General features: G+C 45.2%; 19 protein-coding genes. 4 read left to right on the top strand and 15 right to left on the bottom strand.

Features of this window, described 5'->3' with window-relative positions; translation table 11 throughout:
- Window positions 1-836 (top strand): transposase (locus tag MHN33_RS13690; RefSeq protein ID WP_239398523.1); only part of this gene is annotated, 836 nt, incomplete at its 5' end.
- A gap of 493 nt (window positions 837-1,329) precedes the next feature.
- Here MHN33_RS13690 and MHN33_RS13685 read toward each other — a convergent pair.
- The 11 genes from MHN33_RS13685 to MHN33_RS13635 form a co-directional block, all read right to left on the bottom strand.
- Entirely contained in the window at window positions 1,330-2,187 is an 858-nt protein-coding gene (locus MHN33_RS13685; protein WP_239398522.1) for an alpha/beta hydrolase-fold protein, read from the bottom strand.
- 1,101 nt (window positions 2,188-3,288) lie between these two features.
- On the bottom strand, window positions 3,289-4,419 hold the full coding sequence (locus tag MHN33_RS13680; RefSeq protein ID WP_239398521.1) for a hypothetical protein: 1,131 nt from the start codon (window positions 4,417-4,419) through the stop codon (window positions 3,289-3,291).
- The gene (locus tag MHN33_RS13675; RefSeq protein ID WP_239398520.1) at window positions 4,416-5,006 is read right to left on the bottom strand and encodes a hypothetical protein; all 591 of its coding nucleotides are present in this window, start codon (window positions 5,004-5,006) and stop codon (window positions 4,416-4,418) included. Before MHN33_RS13675 ends, MHN33_RS13680 begins: the two co-directional genes overlap by 4 nt.
- Window positions 5,007-5,143: 137 nt before the next feature.
- On the bottom strand, window positions 5,144-5,701 hold the full coding sequence (locus tag MHN33_RS13670) for a hypothetical protein (protein WP_239398519.1): 558 nt from the start codon (window positions 5,699-5,701) through the stop codon (window positions 5,144-5,146).
- Window positions 5,702-5,754: 53 nt separating this feature from the next.
- Entirely contained in the window at window positions 5,755-6,633 is an 879-nt protein-coding gene (locus MHN33_RS13665) for a hypothetical protein (protein ID WP_239398518.1), read from the bottom strand.
- Between the two features lie 135 nt (window positions 6,634-6,768).
- On the bottom strand, window positions 6,769-7,623 hold the full coding sequence (locus MHN33_RS13660) for a DUF6236 family protein (RefSeq protein ID WP_239398517.1): 855 nt from the start codon (window positions 7,621-7,623) through the stop codon (window positions 6,769-6,771).
- Between the two features lie 95 nt (window positions 7,624-7,718).
- Complete coding sequence (locus tag MHN33_RS13655) at window positions 7,719-8,147, bottom strand: hypothetical protein (protein ID WP_239398516.1); 429 nt, start codon at window positions 8,145-8,147, stop codon at window positions 7,719-7,721.
- Window positions 8,148-8,662: 515 nt separating this feature from the next.
- Entirely contained in the window at window positions 8,663-11,473 is a 2,811-nt protein-coding gene (locus tag MHN33_RS13650) for a bifunctional aconitate hydratase 2/2-methylisocitrate dehydratase (protein WP_239398515.1), read from the bottom strand.
- A 320-nt stretch (window positions 11,474-11,793) separates the two neighbouring features.
- Window positions 11,794-12,849, bottom strand: coding sequence for a succinylglutamate desuccinylase/aspartoacylase family protein (locus tag MHN33_RS13645; protein WP_239398530.1), 1,056 nt, complete (start codon window positions 12,847-12,849; stop codon window positions 11,794-11,796).
- Window positions 12,836-13,741: a 30S ribosomal protein S6--L-glutamate ligase gene (gene rimK / locus MHN33_RS13640; protein WP_239398514.1), complete on the bottom strand. Its 906-nt coding sequence runs from the start codon at window positions 13,739-13,741 to the stop codon at window positions 12,836-12,838. The genes MHN33_RS13645 and rimK overlap by 14 nt, the downstream gene beginning before the upstream one ends.
- 1 nt (window position 13,742) lies before the next feature.
- Window positions 13,743-14,189: an ATP-dependent zinc protease gene (locus MHN33_RS13635; RefSeq protein WP_239398513.1), complete on the bottom strand. Its 447-nt coding sequence runs from the start codon at window positions 14,187-14,189 to the stop codon at window positions 13,743-13,745.
- Window positions 14,190-14,525: 336 nt separating this feature from the next.
- Here MHN33_RS13635 and MHN33_RS13630 point away from each other — a divergent pair, with 336 nt between their 5' ends.
- Window positions 14,526-17,051 (top strand): TonB-dependent receptor, encoded by a 2,526-nt coding sequence (locus MHN33_RS13630; RefSeq protein WP_239398512.1) that lies wholly within the window; start codon window positions 14,526-14,528, stop codon window positions 17,049-17,051.
- Window positions 17,052-17,276: 225 nt separating this feature from the next.
- Window positions 17,277-17,795, top strand: coding sequence for a flagellar protein FlhE (locus tag MHN33_RS13625; protein ID WP_239398511.1), 519 nt, complete (start codon window positions 17,277-17,279; stop codon window positions 17,793-17,795).
- Between the two features lie 38 nt (window positions 17,796-17,833).
- Here the strand turns inward: MHN33_RS13625 and MHN33_RS13620 are convergent, their stop codons facing one another.
- The 4 genes from MHN33_RS13620 to MHN33_RS13605 form a co-directional block, all read right to left on the bottom strand.
- On the bottom strand, window positions 17,834-18,301 hold the full coding sequence (locus MHN33_RS13620; RefSeq protein ID WP_239398510.1) for a hypothetical protein: 468 nt from the start codon (window positions 18,299-18,301) through the stop codon (window positions 17,834-17,836).
- Window positions 18,302-18,541: 240 nt separating this feature from the next.
- Window positions 18,542-19,840, bottom strand: coding sequence for a M24 family metallopeptidase (locus tag MHN33_RS13615; protein ID WP_239398509.1), 1,299 nt, complete (start codon window positions 19,838-19,840; stop codon window positions 18,542-18,544).
- A 450-nt stretch (window positions 19,841-20,290) separates the two neighbouring features.
- On the bottom strand, window positions 20,291-20,998 hold the full coding sequence (locus MHN33_RS13610) for a hypothetical protein (RefSeq protein ID WP_239398508.1): 708 nt from the start codon (window positions 20,996-20,998) through the stop codon (window positions 20,291-20,293).
- A 362-nt stretch (window positions 20,999-21,360) separates the two neighbouring features.
- The gene (locus MHN33_RS13605; RefSeq protein ID WP_239398507.1) at window positions 21,361-22,407 is read right to left on the bottom strand and encodes an FHA domain-containing protein; all 1,047 of its coding nucleotides are present in this window, start codon (window positions 22,405-22,407) and stop codon (window positions 21,361-21,363) included.
- A 255-nt stretch (window positions 22,408-22,662) separates the two neighbouring features.
- On the opposite strand from MHN33_RS13605, the gene MHN33_RS13600 reads away from it, so the two are divergent.
- Complete coding sequence (locus MHN33_RS13600; RefSeq protein ID WP_239398506.1) at window positions 22,663-25,278, top strand: serine/threonine-protein kinase; 2,616 nt, start codon at window positions 22,663-22,665, stop codon at window positions 25,276-25,278.
- The last annotated feature ends 1 nt before the right edge of the window (window position 25,279 follow it).

The raw sequence follows: 25,279 nt of genomic DNA, 5'->3' as shown, positions 1-25,279 counted from the left end.
GGGTTGAAGATAAACTGCTCCTGCTGGCCACCATTTTCTGCATTGATATCTGCGCTTACGCTGTAATGAGCAATCACACTCACATCGTTTTGTATGTTGATGACAAAAAAGCCAACCGATTGTCTGACAAGGCTATCGTTATCCGCTGGCATAAGCTATTTAAGGGAAACTGGCTAACACACAAGTTCATTGAAGGTAACGAGCTTAATCTGTCCGAGCGTATTGTGCTTGGCGATATTATCGACAAATACCGGGAAAGACTGGCGAGCATCAGCTGGTTTATGCGTGTACTGAATGAAGACATTGCGCGCCGTGCAAATAAAGAAGATGACTGTAAAGGCCGGTTCTGGGAGGGCAGGTTTAAATCCCAGGCGCTACTTGATGAAGCGGCGCTTGCCGCCTGTATGGCCTACGTTGACCTCAACCCTATCCGGGCCAAAATGGCCAGCACACCTGAAACCTCTGACCATACCAGTATCAAAAAACGCATTGAACACGCCAAGCATGGCAAACAACCAAAGAACCTTCTGCGCTTTGCTGGCAACCCAAGGCAAAACATGCCCAAAGGGCTGCCCTTTGAACTCAAATACTACATTGAGCTAATTGAACTAACAGGTCGATCTATCCGTGCAGACAAGCGAGGCCACATCAGCGATACCCTGCCTATTCTCGCCAGATTGCAAATAGAGCCCGAAAACTGGCTCAAACTCACCACGCGATTTACCAAAGTCTTCCACGGTGCAGTCGGCAGGCAAAAAGCCATGACCAAATACTGTGAGCACCTGCAAAAAAGGCGACGCCCTAACCTAACTAATTGTGAGCGCTTATTGGGGTAGAATTGCCATTACCCCATCTTCAAATGATGACTGTTGTTCTGGCGGAGCCTGGCCGTGCCAAAAAACTCCATACAACTAATGTTTCAGCTGATCAACTCACCCAAGGGACCATCATTCTGCAATGGGCGTTAGGATGGCAGCGATATTGACGTATCGTTGAACCACGAGCCCAGATTGAAGACAGGTGTCACAACGGAACAAGTAAGGCAGGCGATGTTAACCTTCTAGGCTAATAAACCAAGAATATCAGCATGATAACCGACGAATTTACTTGCTTCATCTAGGGCATTAACTCGCTTAACGAGTAAAACTAATGATGGCTCTGAATCTATGAGCAGGGATCTGCATATTTTTACTTGACGTGGGGAGTCATATCAACGCCCAATTATTGGGCTAAAAATTGTGGGCTAAAATGGAACAAAACGAACAGCCCACCGTTTTTAGTCCGGTTGAATTGCTTATTATATTCAGCGAAGGAGCAAATAGCCAACTATCACTCATCACCTTTTGACTTTGACTGCAAGCTTTTTAACCATTTCAAACTGTGTGCCGCCACCAGAGGGGACGAATCGCTATGTCCATAGGACTCAACAACAATGTTCGTTATTGAAGCTAACCCCTTATATTTTTTATTTCTTAGTTTGCTAACAAAATCTTCGACATATGGCCCTAGCTCTTTCTCTAATTCACCATAAGAAGTAAAGACATTAATCGCAGACTGTGTATTTTTTAAAGCGGGGTGTTCTTGAGCAAAGAGTGTAGGAACTTCCTCGTCCAATGCACTACCAAGAATGTAATTTTTAAATGTGTCGGGTTGTACCATTAGTGCGTAAACACCAAATGTTCCACCCGCGGAAAAACCGAAATAGGTTCGATTGTTCGGTTCGGTTCGGTAATTGCTTTCTACAAACTCAAAAACATCTTTGCGAATAAAAGCCAGGTGACTATCAGCTTGGCCAAATTTTATTTTTGGATGTCTTGGGTTAATGGTCTTCTTAAATGTGTAATCCATATAACGGCTGACATGAACCCCATATTGTTGCTTTAAATCCTCTGGAATATCCTTCTGCCAGGAGATACCTATTAAAATTACATCTTTCATAATCATATATGAGGCAGATGATAATAATGCGATGTGCTCGACGGCATCTGTAAAGTAAACGGCAGGGTAATTTTTATCCTTATTTTTCGCGTAATCATCAGGTAGTTTGATGAGTAGCTCGTATTGTTTATTCGATATAGTATCTTTAATCGGAATAACTTGCGTCCCGGGCATAGAGTATGATTTGTGCTCACTTGCTCCAACATTGAAGAAAGGCAACAAAAGCAAAAAAACTAAAATATTTTTCATATAAATTCACTCACTTGTAAATTTCAAAGTTGCTTGGCTGGTTCTTGCTATAAATCAACAAGGGTTTAAATGTATAGAATTAGAATACAAAATACCTGACGTCCTTATGACGTTTAACTGATTTTTACTGACGGCGATAAGAAAATGATAAAGTACATATAACAGTTTATTAGCGTGAATACCGGTTAAGCTCCACTCGCAAAGCCCAACCAACCGACCACCAAAAACACTTATTAACAATAAAAACAATAACCTAGCACCATCACCCTTGTAGCTCAAGCCAAAATTGCTCTGTTAAAACCGAGTCTTGTTCATAGCGAGACTTGGGGTCTCGTTATGTAAAACTACTAGCCTGTTGAAATTGAGAGACTTTAAAAAATAAGCGACATAAACGAGACTTAAAAGTTCAGAGATAACGAGAGTTTTGACTTGATAGGAAACCACTTTTACCTGTACCTATTCAAGCAAACTGTACTTAAAGATGATATGCCCCACTCCACAATTCTTGGAGTCTGTATACGTCAAAATCAGCACCCGCCATTCATTTATAATAACAAAGAAAGCTTCGGTACTAGCGTCCAAACCAGCCAACAAACTTATTTCCACCCAACAAAAAAATAAGTTGCAGCCATTGCTCCGCGATTTTGTGTTTAGGCATGTTCAGCTCCGAATTGAGATCAGAGCTGTACTTTATAAGTCGAGCGTATTCAGTAGCTAGGTGGGGTTTAGGCGACGCTTACAGTTAGGTTTTGAGGGCATCTAACTTGACACTGTCATCTTATTTTTCTGGTTGGGTATTTTCAAGAAGCTCACTGCTTGTCTCTGCAATTATTAAAGAGACAGCATGTGACTAGTAAGTTCAATGATCAAGTGCACAATGCAAGACCTGACCCCGATGTTCCCCCTACAATGCAAGACCTGACCCCGATGTTCCCCTCGCTATGTTCTAAATTGAAGTGCACCACTATAGTTTAAGTTAGCTATGTTGGAGGTGCAAAATGGGTCAAAAATATTGTCATTTGAGTCATCAAGAGCGGAAGAGTATGTTCAATGATCAAGTGCACAATGCAAGACCTGACCCCTATGTTCTTTAGACAACACTTACAAATGGTAGATGCTTTTTAATGCTTTTTTTGCATCCCCTTCATAATGAGGGCTATTTTTCTTCCGCATAAAAAATTGCAGAATAGGGTCATCTTCCACTTTAGGGAACAACACCTTTTCAAGACCTTCAGGTAAGTTATCTAAATAGGATTCTGTCAGTTTAAAAGCGCAAACCAGATAACCACCTAATTGATTAGTAGCTTCACCCCAACCTACATGTCCAAACCAAGCGTTTTGAGCATCCGGTCTGCTATTTGGGAAAACTTTTGGTTTTGCTACTTTATAGTCGAAAACTGTATTTTTAGGACAACGGAAAATATAAATCATCGATGTGATATGAGATGATGAATCTACTTTAGTGGTAGTTGTTAAACCGTCATCTCCTATATTCATATGATTAGACGCAAACCAGTTGGCAACTACAAGGTTATCGGTCAAGTCTAACCCAACACTAGGCATCCCATAATGTTGAGCAATACCTAAAGAAAAAGGTGTAACTAAATGAGTATGTCTAATATAGTTCGTATCTTTGATGTAAAGTTGCAGCTCTTGTTGTGACAACTCACTTTGATACTGATAACCCATGTCATTAAACAGCATTGACACTTGGCTATGCCACATAGACTCCAAAAATACTTCATCGAAATTGTGTCTTAAATGACTAGGCATAAAAGATGGCTCTTTTATGCCACATTCACCGTAGAATAATTCCTGTTCTTCTGGCTCTCTATCAATAAAATATGGCTTATTCTGACCTCTTAATAAAATTTCATAACCTTCATTTTCGAGCCTAACTTTTTCAATGACAGAGTGTACCTGATCAATATTGGAAACCGAAAATACTGGCACCTTTCGAAATGGAACCCTAAACTCATCAACTATATCTAGATCAATAGAGTTGACATAATAATTCATATTTTCACTTTTACCATATATTGCCACACTGCTATAGTAAGAGGCGTCGTAAACACGACCATAATATGAATCAATAAAATAATCTTCACCTAACTCTCTGTTTACAGACAAAACATCACAGGTAGAGTGTACTTCATTATACATTACATTTAGATTATAAAATGCAGGATATCTGTTCCATTTATGACTCTTAGATATTTTGTTTATTTTCATAGCAACACCGCATTTTGGTATACAGGTCGATCTGGCATTCCTAACTCATCCGCCACAAACATTTGTACGAATTGAGAAACAGCATTATACCCTTTGGCATTAAGGAACAGTGAGCTTGAATTTCCACCTACAGCTTCAATATAGCTAGAAAACTCACCAAACGTATACGTAACTTCAGAATGAAGTCTACTCAACACTGGCATAATTAGATCTGAAATCATAATTGGGCAATGAACTATATAACCTTTTTCATGCTCTTCAACAGTTACGCCCTGTGTTAAATATTTAAGAGAAACTAAAAAAATCATAACTAGCTCGTCATCAAATTCAGATCTAAATATATCAACACAAGACTCTGGAATTTGTATTCTTTTTATTAACTCACATACCAACTGTTTATAACTAGATCGGTAAATAATTTCTTTAAGTGGCTCATCGATAGGTAAGAAAAACGGATCATCGGATTTAAAGTTAAATGATGGACTTGCTGATTCATCGTTCTTTCGATCAAAATCTGCAACTGACAAAAGCGAGTTAAGATGCTCACTAAGCTGCTGTATAATATCACTATCTTCAATTAATTTCATTTAAGTACCTCATATCACCAATTAAGCATATGATACAGGATTAGTACGGAGTATTCAGACATTGATGGTTGCCTAACGCCCGCAGCAGTTGAAGCGCTGCGGAAACTTTGTCCCAGTGGCTGCGCTTGTTAGGTGATTTACAGTAATTCACCAAGATATACTTCCTGAATTGGTAAATGGCTATCAGGCTTGGCAATAATCAAAACTTCAGGGTCTAGGACTATCCATTCGTCTTGAGATCTTGTGATGTGCTGCAGTATGCGACCTAGATCGACATTAATACAATGAAATATAACTAAACCATACCTATAGCTACTCCTTAGTTCGGATAGCTTTTCAATATCAGCTACAAAATCTGCATAACTCAAATCTGGATTGGTCTTAACTTCCATAGCCGCAATCTGATGGTCAGTAGTATTTGGTTCATGGAGTATAAAATCTGGAGAGCGACGATTTCCTAATGGATAAACCCCGAACCTTCTTGCCTCCTCATCACTAATGGCAACTTTTACAAATTCCGAATGAAGATACACATTTTGGATGGGGCCGTGTGAACATTCATACCCATACATTGCCACTCTTAAGAAGTGGTAGAGTTCATAGCAATAGACTCGCTCTACAAAGCCGAAATAACCTGGACCAACTCTCCCAATAGCATAACGAGGCCATTCTAGAAAAATCTCTGGAGTAATCATTATTCACCTAACGCCTCAATCAGCCGCCGAAGGCGGTCGGCTGGATTGACTTGTTACATGCCAGTTTGATAAATAACTTGCAGCCTTTTATAAAGCTCACGACTCAAATCTTTGAAGCCTTGCTCATTTGGCAGATATTTTAGAGCACGATGATGACCTAAATCTGAAGGTATATCGTCAAGGGACTGCGTGATAGGGATTACTGTTTTTCCTAAAGTATGCGCTATACCTGTTTCGTACATGACATTCGGATTTCTGTTTGTGAAATCTACGACTACAACCTTTGCACAAAATATTAAATCAAATATGTCCTGAATAAATGTAGAGTTGTCCCAAATATCGTCAGCTCTGAGGCATTCAAGATTCATATAATCTGTAACTTGTTTTATTGCGTCATAGGTTCCAGAGAAAGCTGCATTAAAAGGCATCATAACAGATACCAACCTGTCATTTTGCGGTTTACTAGGAACCTGAAATACACTTGGCTTGAATGTGATTATCTTCTCTGTAGGTGTCGTTTCGAAAGATGTTGAAACGAACTCACCATGAGAAGGGCAAACCTTAGCCAGTCCATTGGTGTGTGTTGCAATTGTTAAATCATATGTTTTCAAGCAAGTGGTTACAGCCTCTACTGCCTTTTCTCGGTCTACATTTTCATTAAACAAGAAATGATCTGTATGCAAAAGATACTCAATGACCTTAACCATTTCTGGAGAAGGCATGTTTGGCTGAGGTGCTTGTTTGGCATTCAACTCTTTTAATACATCGTGAACCCAATCTCTGCGGGTTGAACCATCATGAACATAATCCAAATCGAGATCAACAAAGAAGCGAGTAAGATAAGAAGAGCTTCTATAGGGAAAGAAATTGAATGGATCATCTCCACAAATCATTTCTGCAAGTTTCATTAACCCTGCAGCACCAATATTCATTTAATTTAACTCCATTATTGATTGAGGCATGTAACGCTTGCCTAACCGGCGCAAAATAGCAGGCTAAAATTAGCGACGAAGGAGCGCAAGCCTGCTGTTTTGCGTCCCTTGGTTTAGGCACTTGTTATGAGCACATTACACCAACACTTCTCTTTTCGCATTTGCCAAAAAAGCAAGTTTTGAATTTTTGCTTGCAGGTTGAAAAGTATTAGTAGCTTTAGATTGCACTTTAATTGTTGAGATTAAAGCACCTGCTATAGTAGCAATTGGCAATGTCATACCTGTTGCAAAAAAATCTATTAATGCTCCTGATGCTGCACCAACAGAAATATCTTTACCACTTAAATTTAGTTCTGCTGATAAATCAAATTTTCCAGTTTTATCAAAGCGCTCATTAGTTACACAATCCAAATCAGCTATTGCTTTAGCTAAATCTGAAATTGCTCTTTTAGATGCTAAATCTTGATCAGCCGAACTTAAAACTTGCTCATATAAATCATCTAAGTGTGCATGAAGAGAATAAAGCTCATCTTTACGTTTTTCTTTAAACTCTAAAAGTTCATATATATTTACATCACCAGTTGGAACAGGTAATGAAGAAGCAAGATCCACACGAATAATATTTCTTCTTTGATTGAATCCATTAGGGAATTGGCATTCTCCCCCTAGCTGGTGAATAACCCAGTCAGTAGTTTTATCTTTGACTAATTCTTGTGCTACAACACTTTGGCAAGACAAAATGGCGTTTGTAACTTGGTCGCCTTCAAATCGACCTGTAAATCCAACACTAGGTCGCTCAACAGCACCCGATTTAATTAACTGTTCTTCTTCAGGCAAACCAATATAAACAAGATTATTTCCGGGAATGACAACTTTATCCCAATAAAGAATATAATAACGTAGTTCATCAATTGAAAGACTACGTTCCATTTGAAAACCTTTAGGTAACCTATTTATGATGCCTGGAGACGCTATTACACCTCTTTCCATCTTGCACACTCCTTGCTCAGTGCTCATAACGCCCACACCTAAGGGGCTGATAATGCTTGGCTATAATGTGCAGCGAAGCGAAACTGAGCCAAGCTTTAGCAGTCCCGCTTTAGTTGCTTGTTAGCTGTACTACCAGCCAAATAGTGTCTTTGAACAAATACTAAATGCAGTGTTACGAATAATGGAGCAATAATAAAAGGCAATAAATACAGGTTTATTCCACCAACAGAGTAACTTGCTACAGTCGAAGATAAAACACCTAGCACTAAGTATATTTTTAACCTTTTAGGTTTCGTATTTTCCTGCTCAGGGTGCAAAGTTAATACAAGTAAACTTATTGCTCCCCAGAAGCCTAGTAAACCACCCGTAACTAAGAATGCAAACAATATAGATGACGAATGCCCTGAAAATAAACCTATTAGAATCGCAGGACTAAAAATCACACCTAAAGTGAGAATGAGCAAAGATGGCGCAAAGCCAATCATAAACTCCAAAATATATAGCGTTCTCTTAAGTTTCGTCATGTACAGCTAACAGTGTATTAGTGTGAATGCCGGTTAAACCCAGTTCCTAAAACCTTACCACCCACAGAAAAATTAATTTATTCATAACAAGAACAATAACCTACCACTATTGTACTAGTTACTCAAGCCAAAATGGCTCTGTTGAAACCGAGCCTTGTGCATAGCGAGACTTGGAGTCTCGTTATATAAAACTACTAACCTTTTGAAACTATAAAACTTAAGTCGGTCTTTCACTTAAACGAGACTTTCAAGCGCGGAAAAAACGAGAAATTTGACATGGAAACTGACTAGATTCATTTACACCTGTATAGGTAAACAGCATTTAGAGTAACAATGCCCTAGTCTCTTTTTTGGTATCTGTACACACGGAACTCAGCATTTTCCTTTGCAGTTAAAAAAACAAAGAAAGCTTCTAAACTGGCTACCAATATCGCCAATCCCACCAGACCCCCAATCTCCACCCAACAAAAAAGCGCGTAAAAACGCGCTTTTTTTAGTCTTTTAATCTTTGAAGATTAAAGAACTTTAACAGGTACCGCTTGCTCTGAACCGAACTTAGTTGTCAGTTCTTCTTCAAGTGGGGTGAACGCAGTCAGGTCGATGCCTTCAACAGCGGCCTGGTACTCGTCCATCGTTGGGAAACGACCCAGAACAGTTGCCAGTACTACCAGTGGCGTAGAGCCAAGTAGTGATTCACCCTTCTTCTCGGCTGAGTCCGCTACAACACGGCCCTGGAACAGGCGCGTAGAAGTTGCGATTACGGTGTCACCCGGTTCTGCTTTTTCCTGGTTACCCATACACAGGTTACATCCAGGGCGCTCAAGATACAGGATGTTTTCGTACTTAGTACGCGCTGCTGTCTTCGGATTTTCATCGTCAAACTCAAAGCCTGCGTACTTAGCCAGTACTTCCCAGTCGCCTTCTGCTTTTAGCTCATCAACAATATTGTATGTTGGTGGCGCAACAACTAGCGGTGCTTTGAACTCGATTGAACCGTTTTGCTTCTCAAGGTTACGTAGCATCTGTGCGATGATCTGCATGTCGCCTTTGTGAACCATACAAGAACCAACAAAGCCCAGATCAACTGGCTTACCGTCGTAGAAAGACACTGGACGGATCACGTCGTGCGTGTAACGTCTTGATACGTCTTCGTTGTTTACATCCGGGTCGGCAATCATTGGCTCAACGATTTCGTCCAGGTTAACCACAACTTCAGCGTAGTACTTAGCGTTGTCATCTGGTGCCAGTGCTGGCTCTTTACCAGATTTAATACCTTCGATACGCTTGTCTGCAAGGTCAATCAGACCCTGAAGCGTTTTCGCTTCGTTGTCCATGCCCTTGTTGATCATGATCTGGATACGGCTCTTCGCCAGCTCGATTGACTTGATCAGCGTTTCGTCGTTAGAGATACAGATTGACGCTTTCGCTTTCATCTCTGCAGTCCAGTCAGTGAAAGTGAACGCCTGGTCAGCCATCAGTGTACCAATGTGTACTTCGATGATACGGCCCTGGAATACGTTTTCACCGCCGAATTGCTTCAGCATTTGTGCCTGAGTAGCGTGTACCACATCACGGAAGTCCATGTGCTTCGCCATTGCGCCTTTGAAGGTTACCTTCACAGACTCTGGAATTGGCATTGCAGATTCACCGGTCGCCAGTGCCAGCGCAACAGTACCTGAGTCGGCACCGAATGCCACACCTTTAGACATACGCGTGTGCGAGTCACCACCGATGATGATTGCACGGTCGTCCACAGTAATGTCGTTCAGTACTTTGTGGATTACGTCGGTCATTGAGTGGTAAATGCCTTTCGGATCACGTGCTGTGATCAGGCCGAACTTGTTCATGAACGCCATCAGCTTAGGAATGTTTGCCTGTGCTTTTGCATCCCAAACAGACGCAGTGTGACAGCCAGACTGATACGCACCGTCAACCAGCGGAGAAATCGTAGAAGCAGCCATGGCTTCCAGTTCCTGCGCAGTCATAGGGCCCGTTGTATCCTGAGAACCAACGATGTTCACTTTAACACGAACGTTTGAACCTGCGTGCAGCGGCGTCTCAGACGCAACACCGATTGCGTTACGGTTAAAGATTTTTTCAACCGCAGTCAGGCCCTGGCCTTCATGCGATACTTCTTTAGATGGCGCATATACTTCTGGTGCTTCAACACCCAGCGTTTGTGCTGCAAACGTCTGTAGTTTCTTACCGAATACTACCGCGTAAGAACCACCCGCCTTCATGAACTCCACTTTTTGTGGTGTGAATGAAGATGATACGTCAACCAACTCTTTGTCGCCGTTGTATAGTTTCTTCGCTTTGGTGTCGATTGTCAGCAGTGTGCCAGTCGCAACAGAGTATGCTTCTTCCAGTACCGGATCGCCATTTGCGTCAGTAACCACTTTGCCGTTTTCGTCGGTTTTCTTCACCCAGTTTTTCAGGTCAAGACCAATACCACCGGTTACATCAACAGTCGTCAGGAAGATAGGCGCGATACCGTTAGTACCCGCTACAACTGGTGCAATGTTGATGAAAGGCACGTAAGGGCTTGCCTGGGTACCTGCCCAAAGTGCCACGTTGTTCACACCAGACATACGTGAAGAACCTACACCCATAGTGCCTTTTTCAGCAATCAGCATCACTTTTGCATTTGGGTGCTTCTTCTGTAGCTCAACAATCTCTTGCTGTGCTTCAGGCGTGATCATGCATTTACCGTGTAGTTCACGGTCGGCACGTGAGTGTGCCTGGTTACCCGGAGAAAGCAGGTCAGTTGAAATATCACCTTCACCGGCAATATAAGTCACAACTTCAATTTTTTCTTCAATATCAGGCAGCTTAGTAAAGAATTCCGCATTCGCGTAGCTTTCTAAGATGTCTTTTGCAACGGCATTGCCCGCTTTGAATGCGTCTTCCAGACGTGACGTGTCTTCATCGTACAGGAAAACCTGGGTTTTCAATACGTCGGCAGCTTGCTTAGCAATGGCTTCGTCGTTGCCCAGCGCAAGGTCAAGTAGTACCGCGATAGAAGGACCGCCTTTCATGTGCGAAAGCAGTTCAAATGCAAAGTCAGCCGTGATTTCAGCTACAGACTCTTCGCCCAGGATAATTTCTTTTAGGAATTGTGCTTTCACACCAGCAGCGCTGGTTGTGCCCGGAAGCGTGTTGTAGATGAAGAAGTTCAGTGAATCTTCACGGTGCTCATGCCCTGTGTCTTTGATTTGGGCAATAATTTCAGATAGCAAGTCAGCGCTATCGATTGGTTTTGGACTCAATCCAAGTTCCGTTTTACGGGTTTGGATTTCTTCCATGTACTCATTATACAAACTCATATAAACCTCGTCAGGCAGTAATACGTGTAGATAGAACCGACCCATTCTACCCTACTTTGCCCTTGCACGTAATCTTTTAACGAAAAAAGCCTGTTTTCGCTCAATTTTTACGCCAATTTAACTACATAGAGCAGCATTAGAATGAGGGGAAATTCCGGTTTAACATAGCGTCTGGGGAAAGGCTTTAAACTCAGGTTGAAAGTGTTAACTTTTGAGAAAAAACATGAATAAAATACAGCCAGCTAGGCAGCCTGCTTGCTCCAGGAAGTACAAACAGCTGGCCCGGCGCTATGAAAGCGCCCGAGACCCGCTGCGATGGATCAGTTGTTGAGTTCGGTGTCGACCGGCTGCTCTTCTAAATCCAGCTCGTCGATGAACTCACCCAGCTGTTGCTCCACTATGGTGTTGGCATGGGCAAAGTAGGCAATATGAAACACCGCATCGCCTTCGTTGACCAAAGGTAAAGACTGCTGACCGATAATAATGCCACTGCGTGGTGCCTGGATAGCCACTTCATTGCCACCCAGTGGGTTACTGATATAGCCCAGCACCTGCTCTTTATTGACCCGCTCTCCCAGACCCACCATAGCGCGAACAATACCGTCTGTATGGGCACGCACCCAGCTGGTGGAATCCGCAATCACAGGTTCTGGCAGCTTTTTCGAGCGCCGACCTTTAAGTACCTTAAGCCGTCTGAGCACGTTTTCAACGCCCTTTAAGCCCGCCGCAATTGCCAGTGGGTCAAAGCGCAGTGCCTCACCCGCTTCGTAGGTGATAACGGGGATCCCGAGGTTACTGGCTTCACTGCGTAAAGAACCGTTGCGCAGTGTTGCGTCAATCACCACAGGTGTGCCAAAGGCTTTGGCAATATCTGCGGTTGCTTCACAATCCAGATTTGCCCGGATCTGGGGCAAATTTGAGCGGTGAATTGCCCCCGTATGTAAATCAATAATATGCGTACATTTGCTGGCAACCCGTTTAAAGAACACATTGGCAACACGCGCTGCCAGTGAGCCCCGCTCTGAACCCGGAAAACAGCGGTTCAGGTCTCGCCGGTCAGGCAAATAGCGTGACTTATGAATAAAACCAAATACGTTCACTACCGGCACAGCTATCAGGGTTCCCCGCAGCGCTTTTGGGTCAACTTTCGCTAAAAGCTGGCGCACTATCTCTACGCCGTTAAGCTCATCGCCATGAATGGCGGCACAAACCATCACCACAGGTCCCGCCTCTGCACCATTGACCACTTCAATGGGAATGGTTAAAGGAGAATGGGTATAGAGCTTGGCCACTTCCAGCGACAGGGTTTTGCGCTCAGCCACCTCAATGGGTGTATTGAGTAGTGTAAATACCTGGTTTTTTTTAGCCTTTGCCACGCGTTGCGGTCCTCTTACTGGCTGCATTCTTTTCCATAAACTCAATGATCATACCGGCAATGTCCTTTCCGGTCGCTTTTTCTATGCCTTCAAGGCCTGGCGACGAGTTTACTTCCATCACCAGTGGCCCACGCTCTGAGCGCAGCAGGTCGACACCGGCAACATTCAGGCCCATTGCCTTAGCCGCTGCAACAGCGGTTTTGCGCTCTTCCGGGGTAATGCGGATCAGGCTGGCACTGCCGCCGCGGTGCAGGTTAGAGCGAAACTCGCCTTCCTGTGCCTGCCGCTTCATGGCCGCGATCACCTTATCCCCAATTACAAAGCAGCGAATATCCGCGCCGCCGGCTTCTTTAATGTATTCCTGCACCATGATGTTGGCTTTCAGGCCCATAAAAGCCTCAATCACACTTTCTGCTGCTTTGCGTGTTTCTGCCAGCACCACGCCAATGCCCTGCGTGCCTTCGAGCAATTTGATCACCACAGGCGCACCGCCGACCATTTCCAGCAAGTCTTTTACATCATCGGGCTTATTGGCAAACCCGGTGATGGGCATGCCAACGCCTTTGCGGGATAACAGCTGTAATGAGCGCAGCTTATCGCGCGAACGGGTAATGGCCACCGATTCGTTTAACGGATAAATGCCCATCATTTCAAACTGGCGTAACACGGCACAGCCATAAAACGTGACCGAGGCACCAATGCGCGGCACCACAGCGTCTACATCGACCACCTTTTCGCCTTTGAAATGAATTTCTGGCTCATTGGAGTTAATGTTCATGTAGCAGCGCAACACATCCAGCACCACAGGCTCATGGCCCCGGTCCTTTGCCGCTTCTATCAAACGACGGGTCGAGTAAAGATTTTTATTCCGGGATAGAATGGCGATTTTCATGTTAATTCCTTGCTTCAATTCTTTTTTTAGTCAAATAAGAGGCTGCGGGGTCTACACAGATCCGCCCCTCCATTGCTGTACGCCCCAGTAACATTCTAAATTTCATGTTATCCCGGTTGGTCAGCGTGATTTCAATGGGCCAGCGCTCGGCACCAATGTGCAATGTCGATTGGATCACATAACGAGACTCCTGATGGCCGCCCGAGTCTGTTACCGTGCGCACGTCCAGCACCGGCGCTTCGCAGACCACTTCGTAGTCGGTATTTTTTTGTTTGGGATGCATCCAAAAACGGACCCAGGATGCGCCCTCTTTTTCAAACTCTTCTACTTTGAAGGCATGCAGACAAGAAGTTCGGGCGCCGGTATCAACCTTAGCTTTGATCCTGTCTATACCCAGCTCAGGCAAAGACAGCCATTCGCGCCATCCAACCTGTATTAAAGTCGACATTTTTGTGCTCCTTAAAAAAGCGCTTTATACCTTGCTCTTAAACAATAGACTAACAAAAATTATTTATCCAAAGTAGCAAAGCAATTGATTGAGCAATAAAATTTTGATCCACAGTAACAAAGGCATGGTGACTAAGCCAGCAAGCCTGACTCTGATTGATACTTTGTAATCTTTTGACTGGCATTTAATACAATGTTACTAAATAAACATAAAAACTTGAGCTGTTATAATTTATAACGAATTCGAATTTCCCATAGAATTATCCACCTTTAGTATTGCCGTCCTTTTCGTGGGCAGACTAAAAAAGCCCGTACAGAAATCAACATACAATCAGGAATGACCATGTTAAGACCGAGTACTCTGGCAGCCAGCATCAGCTTGGTGCTGGGCGCCGCCGCTTCGTTTCACACTAGTGCAGAAGAAAGCCAGGCACCTGAGGCCAGTAACACCACAGAAGTGATTGAAATCACAGGTACCCGACGCAGCCTGCGCAGCGTTGCCGAAAGCACAGTACCGGTCGATGTTATCAGCCTGGATGAAATCACCAGCTCAGGTCAGCTTGAACTCAGCCAAGTTTTGACAACGCTGGTACCGAGCTTCAATTTTCCGAACTCGCAGCTGGCCGACGGCACCGATCACGCACGCCCGGCAGTATTGCGCGGACTGGCGCCCGATCATACTTTAGTGCTTATCAATGGTAAGCGCCGCCATGCCAGTGCCCTGCTGAACCTGAATGGCACGGTTGGTCGTGGCTCCACAGCCGTTGACTTGAACACCATTCCGACCGCTGCTATCAAACGCATCGAAGTATTGCGTGACGGCGCTGCGGCGCAATACGGCTCAGACGCCATTGCTGGTGTGATCAACATTGTGCTGAACGATGCCGATGAAGGTGGCAACCTGTCGGTCACTTATGGCGAGTACGACACGCAAATGGCCGGCTCTGCACAACTGCTGCGCACCTATGAAGATGCCGAGGGCAACCTGGCGTTTGACAAAGGCGCAGATCGCGAACTCAATGATGGCGGCACCACCACAGTCAGCGGCAATATCGGTTTTGAGCTTGGCGACAAAGGCTTTATCAATGTAGCTGCCGAGCTGCGTAACAAGCAACCGACCAACCGCTCAGGCATCGATGAGCGCGAGCAGTATGCCCGTGATGAAAACGGCAAGCTGGATCCTCGCGAGTTTACCGCAGAGCGTTATAATCACAGATTTGGTAAGGCCGACATTGAAGACTTTGCGCTGTTTTACAACGCAGGTTACGCACTGGCCTCAGATTTGGACTTGTACTCATTCGGTAGTTTTTCGAGCCGCGACGGCAACTCGGGCGGTTTCTTCCGTCGTCCTCAGGATGGCCGTAATATCTCCGAAGTTTATCCGGATGGCTTTTTACCGCAAATAGATACCGAAGTGCGCGACTACAGCTTTGCTGTGGGTGCCAAAGGGGATGCCGGTGACTGGCAGTACGATGTCAGCACTAATTATGGCCTGAACGACTTTGGCTTTGGCGTATCGAATAGCCTGAATACCTCTATGGGCGCTAGCAGCCCGACTGAGTTCGACAATGGCGCCCTGGTTTACAGTCAGTTGCTGGTCAATGCAGAAGCCAAAACAGAGCTGGACTTAGGACTGTACGACAGCGTGTTTGTTACGCTGGGCAGTGAATACCGCCGCGAGACTTATGAGATTCAGGCGGGCGAACTGGCGTCTTATCAGACTGTATTAGATGCAAACGGTCAGCCGGTTGCTGCAGGTGGCGCACAGGTTCTGGCTGGGTTCTCGCCGGAAAGTGCGGTGGATGAGTCGCGCCATAATGTCGCGTTGTTTGCTGAGTTTGATACTTACCTGACCACCGACTGGAACCTGGTATTGGCGGCCCGCTATGAAGATTACAGCGATTTTGGTTCAACCCTGACCGGTAAGCTTGCAACCCGCTATGTAGTGAACGATCAGCTGTCGCTGCGTGGTGCGCTCAGCACAGGATTCCGCGCGCCTTCGCTGGCCCAGACTTCATATAAGTCCATTGCCACCGTATTTGAAGACGGCGTACCGAATGAAGTTGGTCTGTATCCGGTCGACACCCCTGCGGCTGCGGCGCTGGGTGCCAAGCCACTGGAAGCCGAAGAGTCTGTTAACCTGACAGCCGGCTTCATTTATACACAAGATGCTTTCAGCCTGACACTGGATGCATACCGCATTGATATTGACGACCGCATTGTGATGTCTGAAAACCTCAGCGGCGACGCGGTTGAGCAAATCCTACAACAGGCAGGCGAATTTAACGTACAACGTGTACGTTACTTTACCAATGCGATTGACTCGCGCACTCAGGGTGTAGACATTGTTGCAACCTATCGTTTTGATTTGGCGGACTATGGCGACCTAAACCTCAGTGCTGCCCTGAACCTCAACGATACTGAGGTGACCAATGTCAAAGCCAATCCGGCCGAGCTGGCTGCGCTTGGCGAAAGCTACCAGTACTTTGCTCGTCGTGAAATTGAACGCTTTGAGTCAGGTACACCAGATAACAAATGGAACCTGGTGGCAAACTGGCAACGTGAACAATGGCAGGTTATGGTCAAAGCCACCCGCTACGGTGAAGTAACCGATCCTTCCAGCACGGCAGAGAAAGACGAAGTACTGGCAGCCAAATGGATCACCGATCTGGAAGTGGCTTACAAGGTGAACGCGCAATGGCGTGTTGCCCTTGGCGCGAATAACCTGTTTGATCAGTATCCTCAGGATACCGTCAGCAACATTGGGTTCAGCAACTTTAACCAGATCTTCCCTTACTCAGCGTTCTCTGCTTACAGCACAGATGGTCGCTTTGTGTACGGTAAGGTGTCGTTTAACTTCTAATTTTGCACAGACCCCCCCTGCAGCTGCGAGCCCAGCTGTGGGGGTATACGCTTTTCAATTTAGACCCTCATTTCCCTGCTCAGCACTTTTTATCCTGAGATTCTAACAGCTCATACCTGCGTTAGAATTCACTCAAGAAGCTGTTTTGTAACTTGAAGATTACTTAATTGACATAACAAAGAAAAAACAAAACACTAACACCTTTACAACAAAAGGAGTTAGTACATGTTTACAAAAAAACACATCTATTCATTGTGCCTGGTCTCTGCGTCCGTCTTATGGACGAGTGCTTCGGCAGCCAATACTCAACCTGATGATCTGCTATATCCTGCCATCTCAGTGTCTACCGAAGAAATTTCACCTAACAATGTTGAGGGCCCGATTACTATAAATGGCGGTGCCTGGGCCAGTAGTGGTTATGGACCAACATTAAGAAATACGGGCCTTTATTACACGCTGGACCTGCCCGTTGTTGGTTCCGTGCCTTTTGGCTCAAAGATTACTTCTGTTCATTACTCGTGGAGTTATTCATATGTACCTCCAGGCATGTTGGTATACCTTTGCCTTAACTCAACGAATAATTGTGTCAATGTCAGTGCCAGCAAATCTGGCCGACTCACTAACTTCAATGATCAGGCTGCCAACAAGAAATTTATCTTCGCATTTGGTGTCCGAGGCAATGGCAGCGTACTGTCACCCGCAGCTTACGGGCAGCGTAGTCAGGTTATCGTCAATTATAATTAGAAGTAAACTATAGGCCTTCAAAAGAAGGCCTATAAGCATCACGCATACTCGTTAACACTTAACATGCCCGCTTTTGCCTGATAGTCCATTGGCAGCGTTTTATTAAACGCAATCATTTCGTTATAAATATCAGCATCAGAGGCTCCCTCACCTTTCATCCGATTGAACAATGCAATACGTTGCTCAGTGACTTGCTCGGCAATTCGGTCAAACTCGACGGACTGATCGGCCCACTTTTTATGTGCAACGGGATCAGTCAGTGGTGGCGCCTCGTTGAGGTTAACAGTCATTTTGTTAGGGATAAAAGTGATTGCTTCTGCCATTTCTCTCGCAAATACAGGATCTGATTCAACATCATCCCGAAAAGAATCCCATGTATGCTTCACGGCCGTGGCGCTGGCTTGTGTAGATTGGTTACTGACATCAGCTACCGTGTTGGTATTTTTTACGGAAGCATACTGCGAGACTGGGCTCACTGCGCCCTGAATAGAAGTGTTTAAAATCATAATTCGTCTCCTTGTGAATGTTTTGTTACTAAAGCAAAACCTACGCCACTTTTAAATACCCTTTAAATTTAGAGAATTACAAATACACCTTGCCCATAGTTGCAATAAGGTGCCGCATTATGGCGCCAAATTGCCGCACCAGACATACCACTGATTGCCATTATTAAAGTGTACATACACTCATATTCACTCCGATAAAACAAAGCCCGCAGCAGCGGGCTTTGTTTGCTTACTCACGTTCTATCGGACAACGTGCCATTGTGTCTGACGCCCTGCCAGATACCAGACGTGCTTACCATCAAATACCGCATCTTGTTCCAGTTTAATTTGGATCCACTGATTGTCCCACTCCGGTAGCTGCGTTTTAATGTTTCCTTCAATGGCATAAACCGTGTTTGGATGCAGTTTCCAGTCTCCCTGTACCGGTGTCGGCCCCTGATTGTCCCACATGCCAATGGTTGGGCCAGGCGCATGACCAACAAAGCCGAGCGGATGGGTATAAGTACTGCTGACAATCCCTGCTGCTTTACTTTGTTTAATGGTATTGGCCAGGATCTCATTGCCCGTTAACCCTGACTTGAAGTTACTGGTTAAGATATCCTGCCAGCGATTGCCTGTCGCCATAGCCTGTTTCAGGCCCGCTGGTACATCGGTTTCATGTAGCCTGAGCACATAGCCCATTTCCTGTGTATCCGTGCACTGATTCAGATAACAGATGCCCACATCGGTGTGGATAATGTCTCCGGGTAAAATAGTCCGGTTGTATTCACCAATAAACACATCGTCTTTACTGGTTTTGTCGCCCTGACGTTGAATATTCACATACGGCTGGAACCAGGGTCTGAGCTGTAATTCTTCAAAGCGTTCGCGTAAGTACCATTCAACGTCTTTGGTGGTGGTCACGCCAGGTGTGATCACCTTATTGGAGAATGCTTCAGTAATTACCCGACGCGCCAGTGTCACCGCCTGCGGGTAAACATTAAGTTCTTTTTGGCTGCGCGTTTCCAGCCAACGGATCACTAGTTTTTCGGCGCTCACCAGGCGCTCCTGATATTTGCCCGGCAATACATTCAACAGCTGCTTGTGTAATCCAACACTGAGTCCATCGGCCAGTGCCCAGTCTTCACTCACATTAATCCCAATGCGTTTCGGGTCACGCTCGGCAATCACCTCAGCCAGACGCTGCCACTGTTGTGCCTTTGTGCCCCCTTCCCATACTGTCGGATACAATTCGCCAATGGGGTAACGGCTCACGCTAAAACGCTCAACGCTGCCATCCGCTTGTTTTGAAAACACCAGTAAAGTGGTACGGCGCGCTGCAAACGTGGGCTGCGGCACCAGGGTATAAAACAGCTTGTCTTCGCCATATTCGCGGTTGATGACCAGCCACATATCCAGGTCCGCCTCGCGCATCAGCTCGGGAAGTAAGTTATCCAAGCGATCTGTCACCATATTATTGATGGGCTGAACGCGCTCCCTGAATGACAATACATCCGGCAACGCCGATATCTGACGGCCCTGTGCATATTCCTCGGCCATAGAGGGAGTGCTTATCGTGCACAAGCTTAAAAATAATCCCAAAATTCTCTGCATAATCGTCCTGCTCGTTATTTATACCAATTTGCTTAATTAAGTGTTCTATTTTGAGGCGAGAAAATATGTTCGATAACAAGGCAAAAATTTTGATATTTAGTTGTTCTAAATGAGAAATTTTTAACACAGTTAGCGTCATATTTGCTCCGTCAAATTGAACAGGTATTAAGTGAAATTGGTATTATGTTGTTGTAAGCCGCAGCCTGCAACAGGCTGGGTATTCTAGCTAAACGGTTTTCAATCTTATTGCAGAGTTTGCGGGCCAGCAAACGATTAGGATGAAATACACAGGAGGTGGAGCGGCACTATGGCTGATATAGTGCCGGCAGAAAAGGTTTAGAAGATCAGAGGTCTGAACGCCTGTAAGGTGATTTGCAACTCTCCCAATATCTCAAATTACTTTGTTTCGCTTAATATTTGCAAATTGTCAGTAACACCTTTGGCCATTGGAACCAGGAAAATTTGTGCTTCTTTTAGACGCTTAGTTGGCACACCAAGAATGTATTGATCACCAAACTTATACATAACTTCCGACTCATAACGGCTTGTCTGACGCCAGAAGAGGTCACCTTTTTCGTTATAACCATCAATTTGCAGGATAATTTCCGGTCTTAGTTCAATAAAACTGGCATTGAACTCTTGTGCGCCAACCGCCAGGTCAGAGCGCTCGGTATAATAGATGGTCACAAACAAATTGAGGTATGCGCCATCAACCAGCGGGTAGTCATATTCAACACTGACCAGCTCGTTATTGTCGCCATACTGCATGCTCACTTCAGACTCTGTCACAGGATTCAGTGGCAGCCCTGCTCGCTGGCGAATACCATCCACTAAGGTGGTCTCAAAGGTATGTAGCTGCTCTGTCAGTTGGTTTCTCTGTACCGGATCAAATACATCCAGGATTTCCTGAACGCCTTTAATGGCTTTAGTTAACTCTGCGTAATCACCCGACAAGTTTTGCTCCGGATCTCTGATGGGTGCAAATTCTACCTGCAAGGTACGTATATTGATTTTGCCCTGATAGTCATGCGTCAGCGGTTTGCTGGCACAACCTGCAATCAAAATCACGAAACCCAGTAAGAGGAAGTGTGTTATTGCTTTCATATTGCTCTCTGTATTTGTTGCGCACCGTACTCTGTACGCTTTATCTTATTCGGCAGCCTGTCAATCGAGATACCGCCCACCTATTTATTCTGGCTTAAAACAAGCCGGAACACTCAAGAACGAGCAATAATAACCTGAACACGACATGCAACACTAGCACCTCAATTGATTACCTAAAAGATACAGGGCGTTACCCAACCCTAACTGGACTGAGACCATATCAATAACGGGCTAAACACACTCTGTGATTAACAAAACATGGAAAAGGCCTGTTTCTGCCAGTGTTGCTTAAGCACAGCAATAAGCCCGACCATTGTCGGGCTTGCTAATATCACGCAGCTAAATGCACCAGCTCGTTACTATTAACTCACCAGTAGTTCATCACTTTGTTGGTACAAAGTAGATGCCTCAAGCTGCTGACCCTTAACAATGCTAAAGTGCCTGCCGCCAAAACGCACCCTGCCCCGTTTACGTTCGATGAGAGATTCAGCCATTGATTTGTCTTTCATCCGATCAACAAACTGTTTACGCGCCCGATGGATCTGGATATTAATGTGGCTCTCTGTCAGCCCCAAATCACGCGACAACTGCTTCACCGACACCCAGCCTTGTGACGCATCATCCACCTGATGCTGCATATCTTTCACCTTATATCTGGCCAGTAGTGCAGTCAGGTAATGATGTGTCCGGGTTTCAAAATCTACTTTTTCCTGCGCCTGCTTCACCTGTAGTTCAGCATATTCTTCATCCTGACTCAGCGTAAACACATACTCAAGATCACTCGGGTCGGTTTCGGTCACTTCAGCGGTGCACTCTTGCTGGCTGGCACGGGTTTGGATCAAACTCCAGACTTGTTGGGCAAAACGCAGTTGCTCACCATCAGTGATACTCACCGGGTGTTCCGAGCCAACTTCTTCATAGCACCAGGTTTGTTCAGCATTATTAAAATAGACGATCAGCTCAGGGTCTGATTCGCTCGGCAATAAATGGTAGTTTTCTAACTGGATCACCGGTGTCTTACCATCAACGAGTTCATCATGACTGTAGGGTACCAGTAAATCCTCTGGTGGTGCCAAATCAGTCACACTGAAACTATGACAACTTGAATCGGAAAATCGAATTTCGTCATTGACGTTTAATGCAACGTCCTGGTTATAAGGCACTCTTGCATCATTTAACCAGGTGCCATTGCGACTCAAATCGCGCAAATACCAGTAACCTTGTTGCCACTCAACCACGGCATGGATCCGAGAAATAGCCAACTCGTCAAAGCAACTATCCACAGAGTGCTTGAGTCGCCCGAAACGGTGAAAGGATTTTAAATATAAATACTTAGATTGCTGATTATGTTTTAGCGTGGCCATAGTCGCTCCTCGATAACGGCTCAGGTTGGCTGGATATAACGTCATTCTGCCGGACCTTGAGAACAGTTCCTTTATAATCCTAACACCATTTCTTAAAAACACCGATTTCACCACATTACACCAAACTGTTGTCATATTAAAAACAATTACCTCCGGCCACATAACTTGATAAGCTGGTATTTGATTTACGTAAGCGTTACTATTGTAATTCGGTACATGTGGTTCTTTTTTAAGGTCAATTTTCCGACGCACAGACACGCTTAAAGCGTTACATACGTAAGGTATAAAACAATAAGTAACATGGATAAACCACACTCCCCCTCAAATGCAAAGCAGCCTGTGTCACAGACGCCCACCACACGGCAGGCTGACATACCCGAACACTACCATGTTAAAAAAGTGTTAGGTGAGGGAGGTATGGGTGAAGTATTGCTCGCGCAAGACACCCGATTAAACCGCCTGGTCGCTATCAAACGCCTTAAGACGCAAGACGCGGAAAAAGATATCTCTGTTGCAACCGCGGAAGCACAGATCCTGGCCAGGCTGAATCATACTCATATCGTTCAGCTTTACGATATAATCACGACGCCTTCACAAGTCTACCTGATCATGGAATACGTTGATGGCAGTACGCTGTTTTATCACCAAAAAACTCAGTTACTCAGTCTTGAGCAAAAGCTCGCGCTGCTGATCCAGGTGGCCAATGGTGTGGCTGCCGCTCACCAGTGTGGCGTTATTCACTGCGATCTCAAGCCCGCCAATATCCTGCTTGATGCAAGTCTTCAGGTTAAAATCACCGACTTTGGCATTGCACGAATTAACCAGGCGATAGACGGAACGCACACCCAGACGCTGAATCAAAGTCGCGGAAGCATAAGTGCCACCTCGCCCGAACAATTGCGAGGTGAAACGCTCACCCCGCAATCAGATCTGTTTGCGTTCGGTATTCTGGCCTATGAGCTGATCAGCGGGCGTCACCCTTTTGGTAAGGCTCAATTGCGTGAGCGTATATTAAATGGCGAGTATGACGATGCCAGCGAAATATTGCCAGTGCTGCCTGAGCCACTTTGTGTACTACTGAATCAACTATTATCAGCAAACGCCCATGAGCGCCCAGCAGATGCAAGGCAAGTTGCCAGACGTTTGGAGCAAATCCTGATTGCGCTTACACAAAATGCGATTATGGAACAGGAGACCGTGCCATTTGAGCCTCCCTCCCCCACACCCGAAGTCTCAGAAAAGCCCCTCTTGCACAGCAACCGCTATGGCACCTACTTTGGCGTGACACTTGCCTGTTTGCTGGCATTGATGATCATCGTTGCCTGGCTTCTTGATTCGGAACAGATACAAAAACGTTACGTGCTGGTGCTTAAACCTCAACTGGCCTTCACTCAGCCAATCAGTGACGAACGTAAAAAAAGTACGCTAGCTTCCGTTGATCACGCACTGCGCCAGCTGATTATAGAGGGGCAGCACACAGAGCTGATCGCACAAAGGACTCAATCCGATGCCACTTTGCAGCAACTTGCGGTCACAACTGGCGCAACCGACATACTCAGTACAGAGTTAACCTGCAGCGAGCATAGCTGTGAAACCGTGTTAACCCGCCTCGGTGGAGAGCGGTGGACAGTCCAGCAACAGATAAGCTGGCCAATGGCACTGACCAGTGAAATCGAGAATTTCTACTCCACACAGGCCCATGCGGTAAAGCTCTTTAACGATCTGACACCGAGCAGTTTGCCCGTTAAAGCCATCAGGCAACAAGATTATTTACGTTATCTGCAGATTAATCAGGATGTATCGAATAATGGGGCTTACAACCTGAGCAATCTGGCAGCATTACAGCAGCTTATGGTAACGTCGCCTTACCTGTTTGCCGCCTACGGACTGTACAGCGATATCAGCTTGACATTACATCATCAAACTAAAGATGAACAGCTACTGAGGCAATTGAACGCTGTGCTGACTAAGGCCCCATCAAGCTATCAACAAACAGCAATCTTTAACAAAGAAATGATGCTACTCGCACTGGCAAGCGATGATGATGTGCTGTTTGAAAAACATCTCTCCAGTGCCCGGGCACGCCATTTTAGTAACTATGATCTGGCCGTGATCCTGTCAAAACGAGCCAAGCAGCAAGGCGATTATAAAGCAGCCATTGAACACTTGCATACCGCCATGTCGCTCAGAAATAACACATCCATCATGTTCAATCTGGCTAATACGTATTATCAGAATAGTCAGTTTGAGCGGGCTAAGCACTATCTGAATGAAGTACTCCGGCTCACGCCCGATGACTACCTAACCAATCAGCTACTTGCAGATATTCATCTAGCACAGGGCAATATTGAGCAGGCCATAGAACGTTATACAAAGGTGGTATCGGTAGACCCTCAGCCCTTTGATATTAACGTATTAGCATTGTGCTATATGCTCAATGGCCAATTTTCCAAGGCGCTGGAAACCGCCAGCCCACTGAGTGAAATAGAAAACAACTCGCTCTTTTTGCTCAACCTGGCAGATATAGAAAAACTAAATGGCAATATGCAGCAAGCAACGCACTACTATCAGCAGGTTATCGAGCGCAACAGTACATCTGAGAATTTCTATGACTTACTGGACGCCGCCCAGGCTCATGCACAGATTGGAAACCATGAACCCGCTGTAACCTTACTCAACCAGGCAATCAAACTATCACCAGACAACAGTGAATATGCGTTCACGGCTGCGCTCGTTTATGCCCAGGTCGGCGAGCTGACGTCGGCATTAGTCAATGTTAAAGCCGCCATGTCTGTCGGTTATGGCGCGGTTTGGTTTAATCTGCCGTGGTTTAAAAACCTCTGCCAAAGAGACGAATTTGTTAAGATTGCTTCAGGTTTTCCTGGTTCCACTTTGTGCACAAAACGTCAACCCTAGG

Origin of the sequence: Pseudoalteromonas sp. OOF1S-7 (assembly GCF_022347765.1) — a bacterium.
Taxonomy (GTDB): Bacteria; Pseudomonadota; Gammaproteobacteria; order Enterobacterales; family Alteromonadaceae; genus Pseudoalteromonas.
This window is presented reverse-complemented; position numbering and strand designations above follow the sequence as displayed.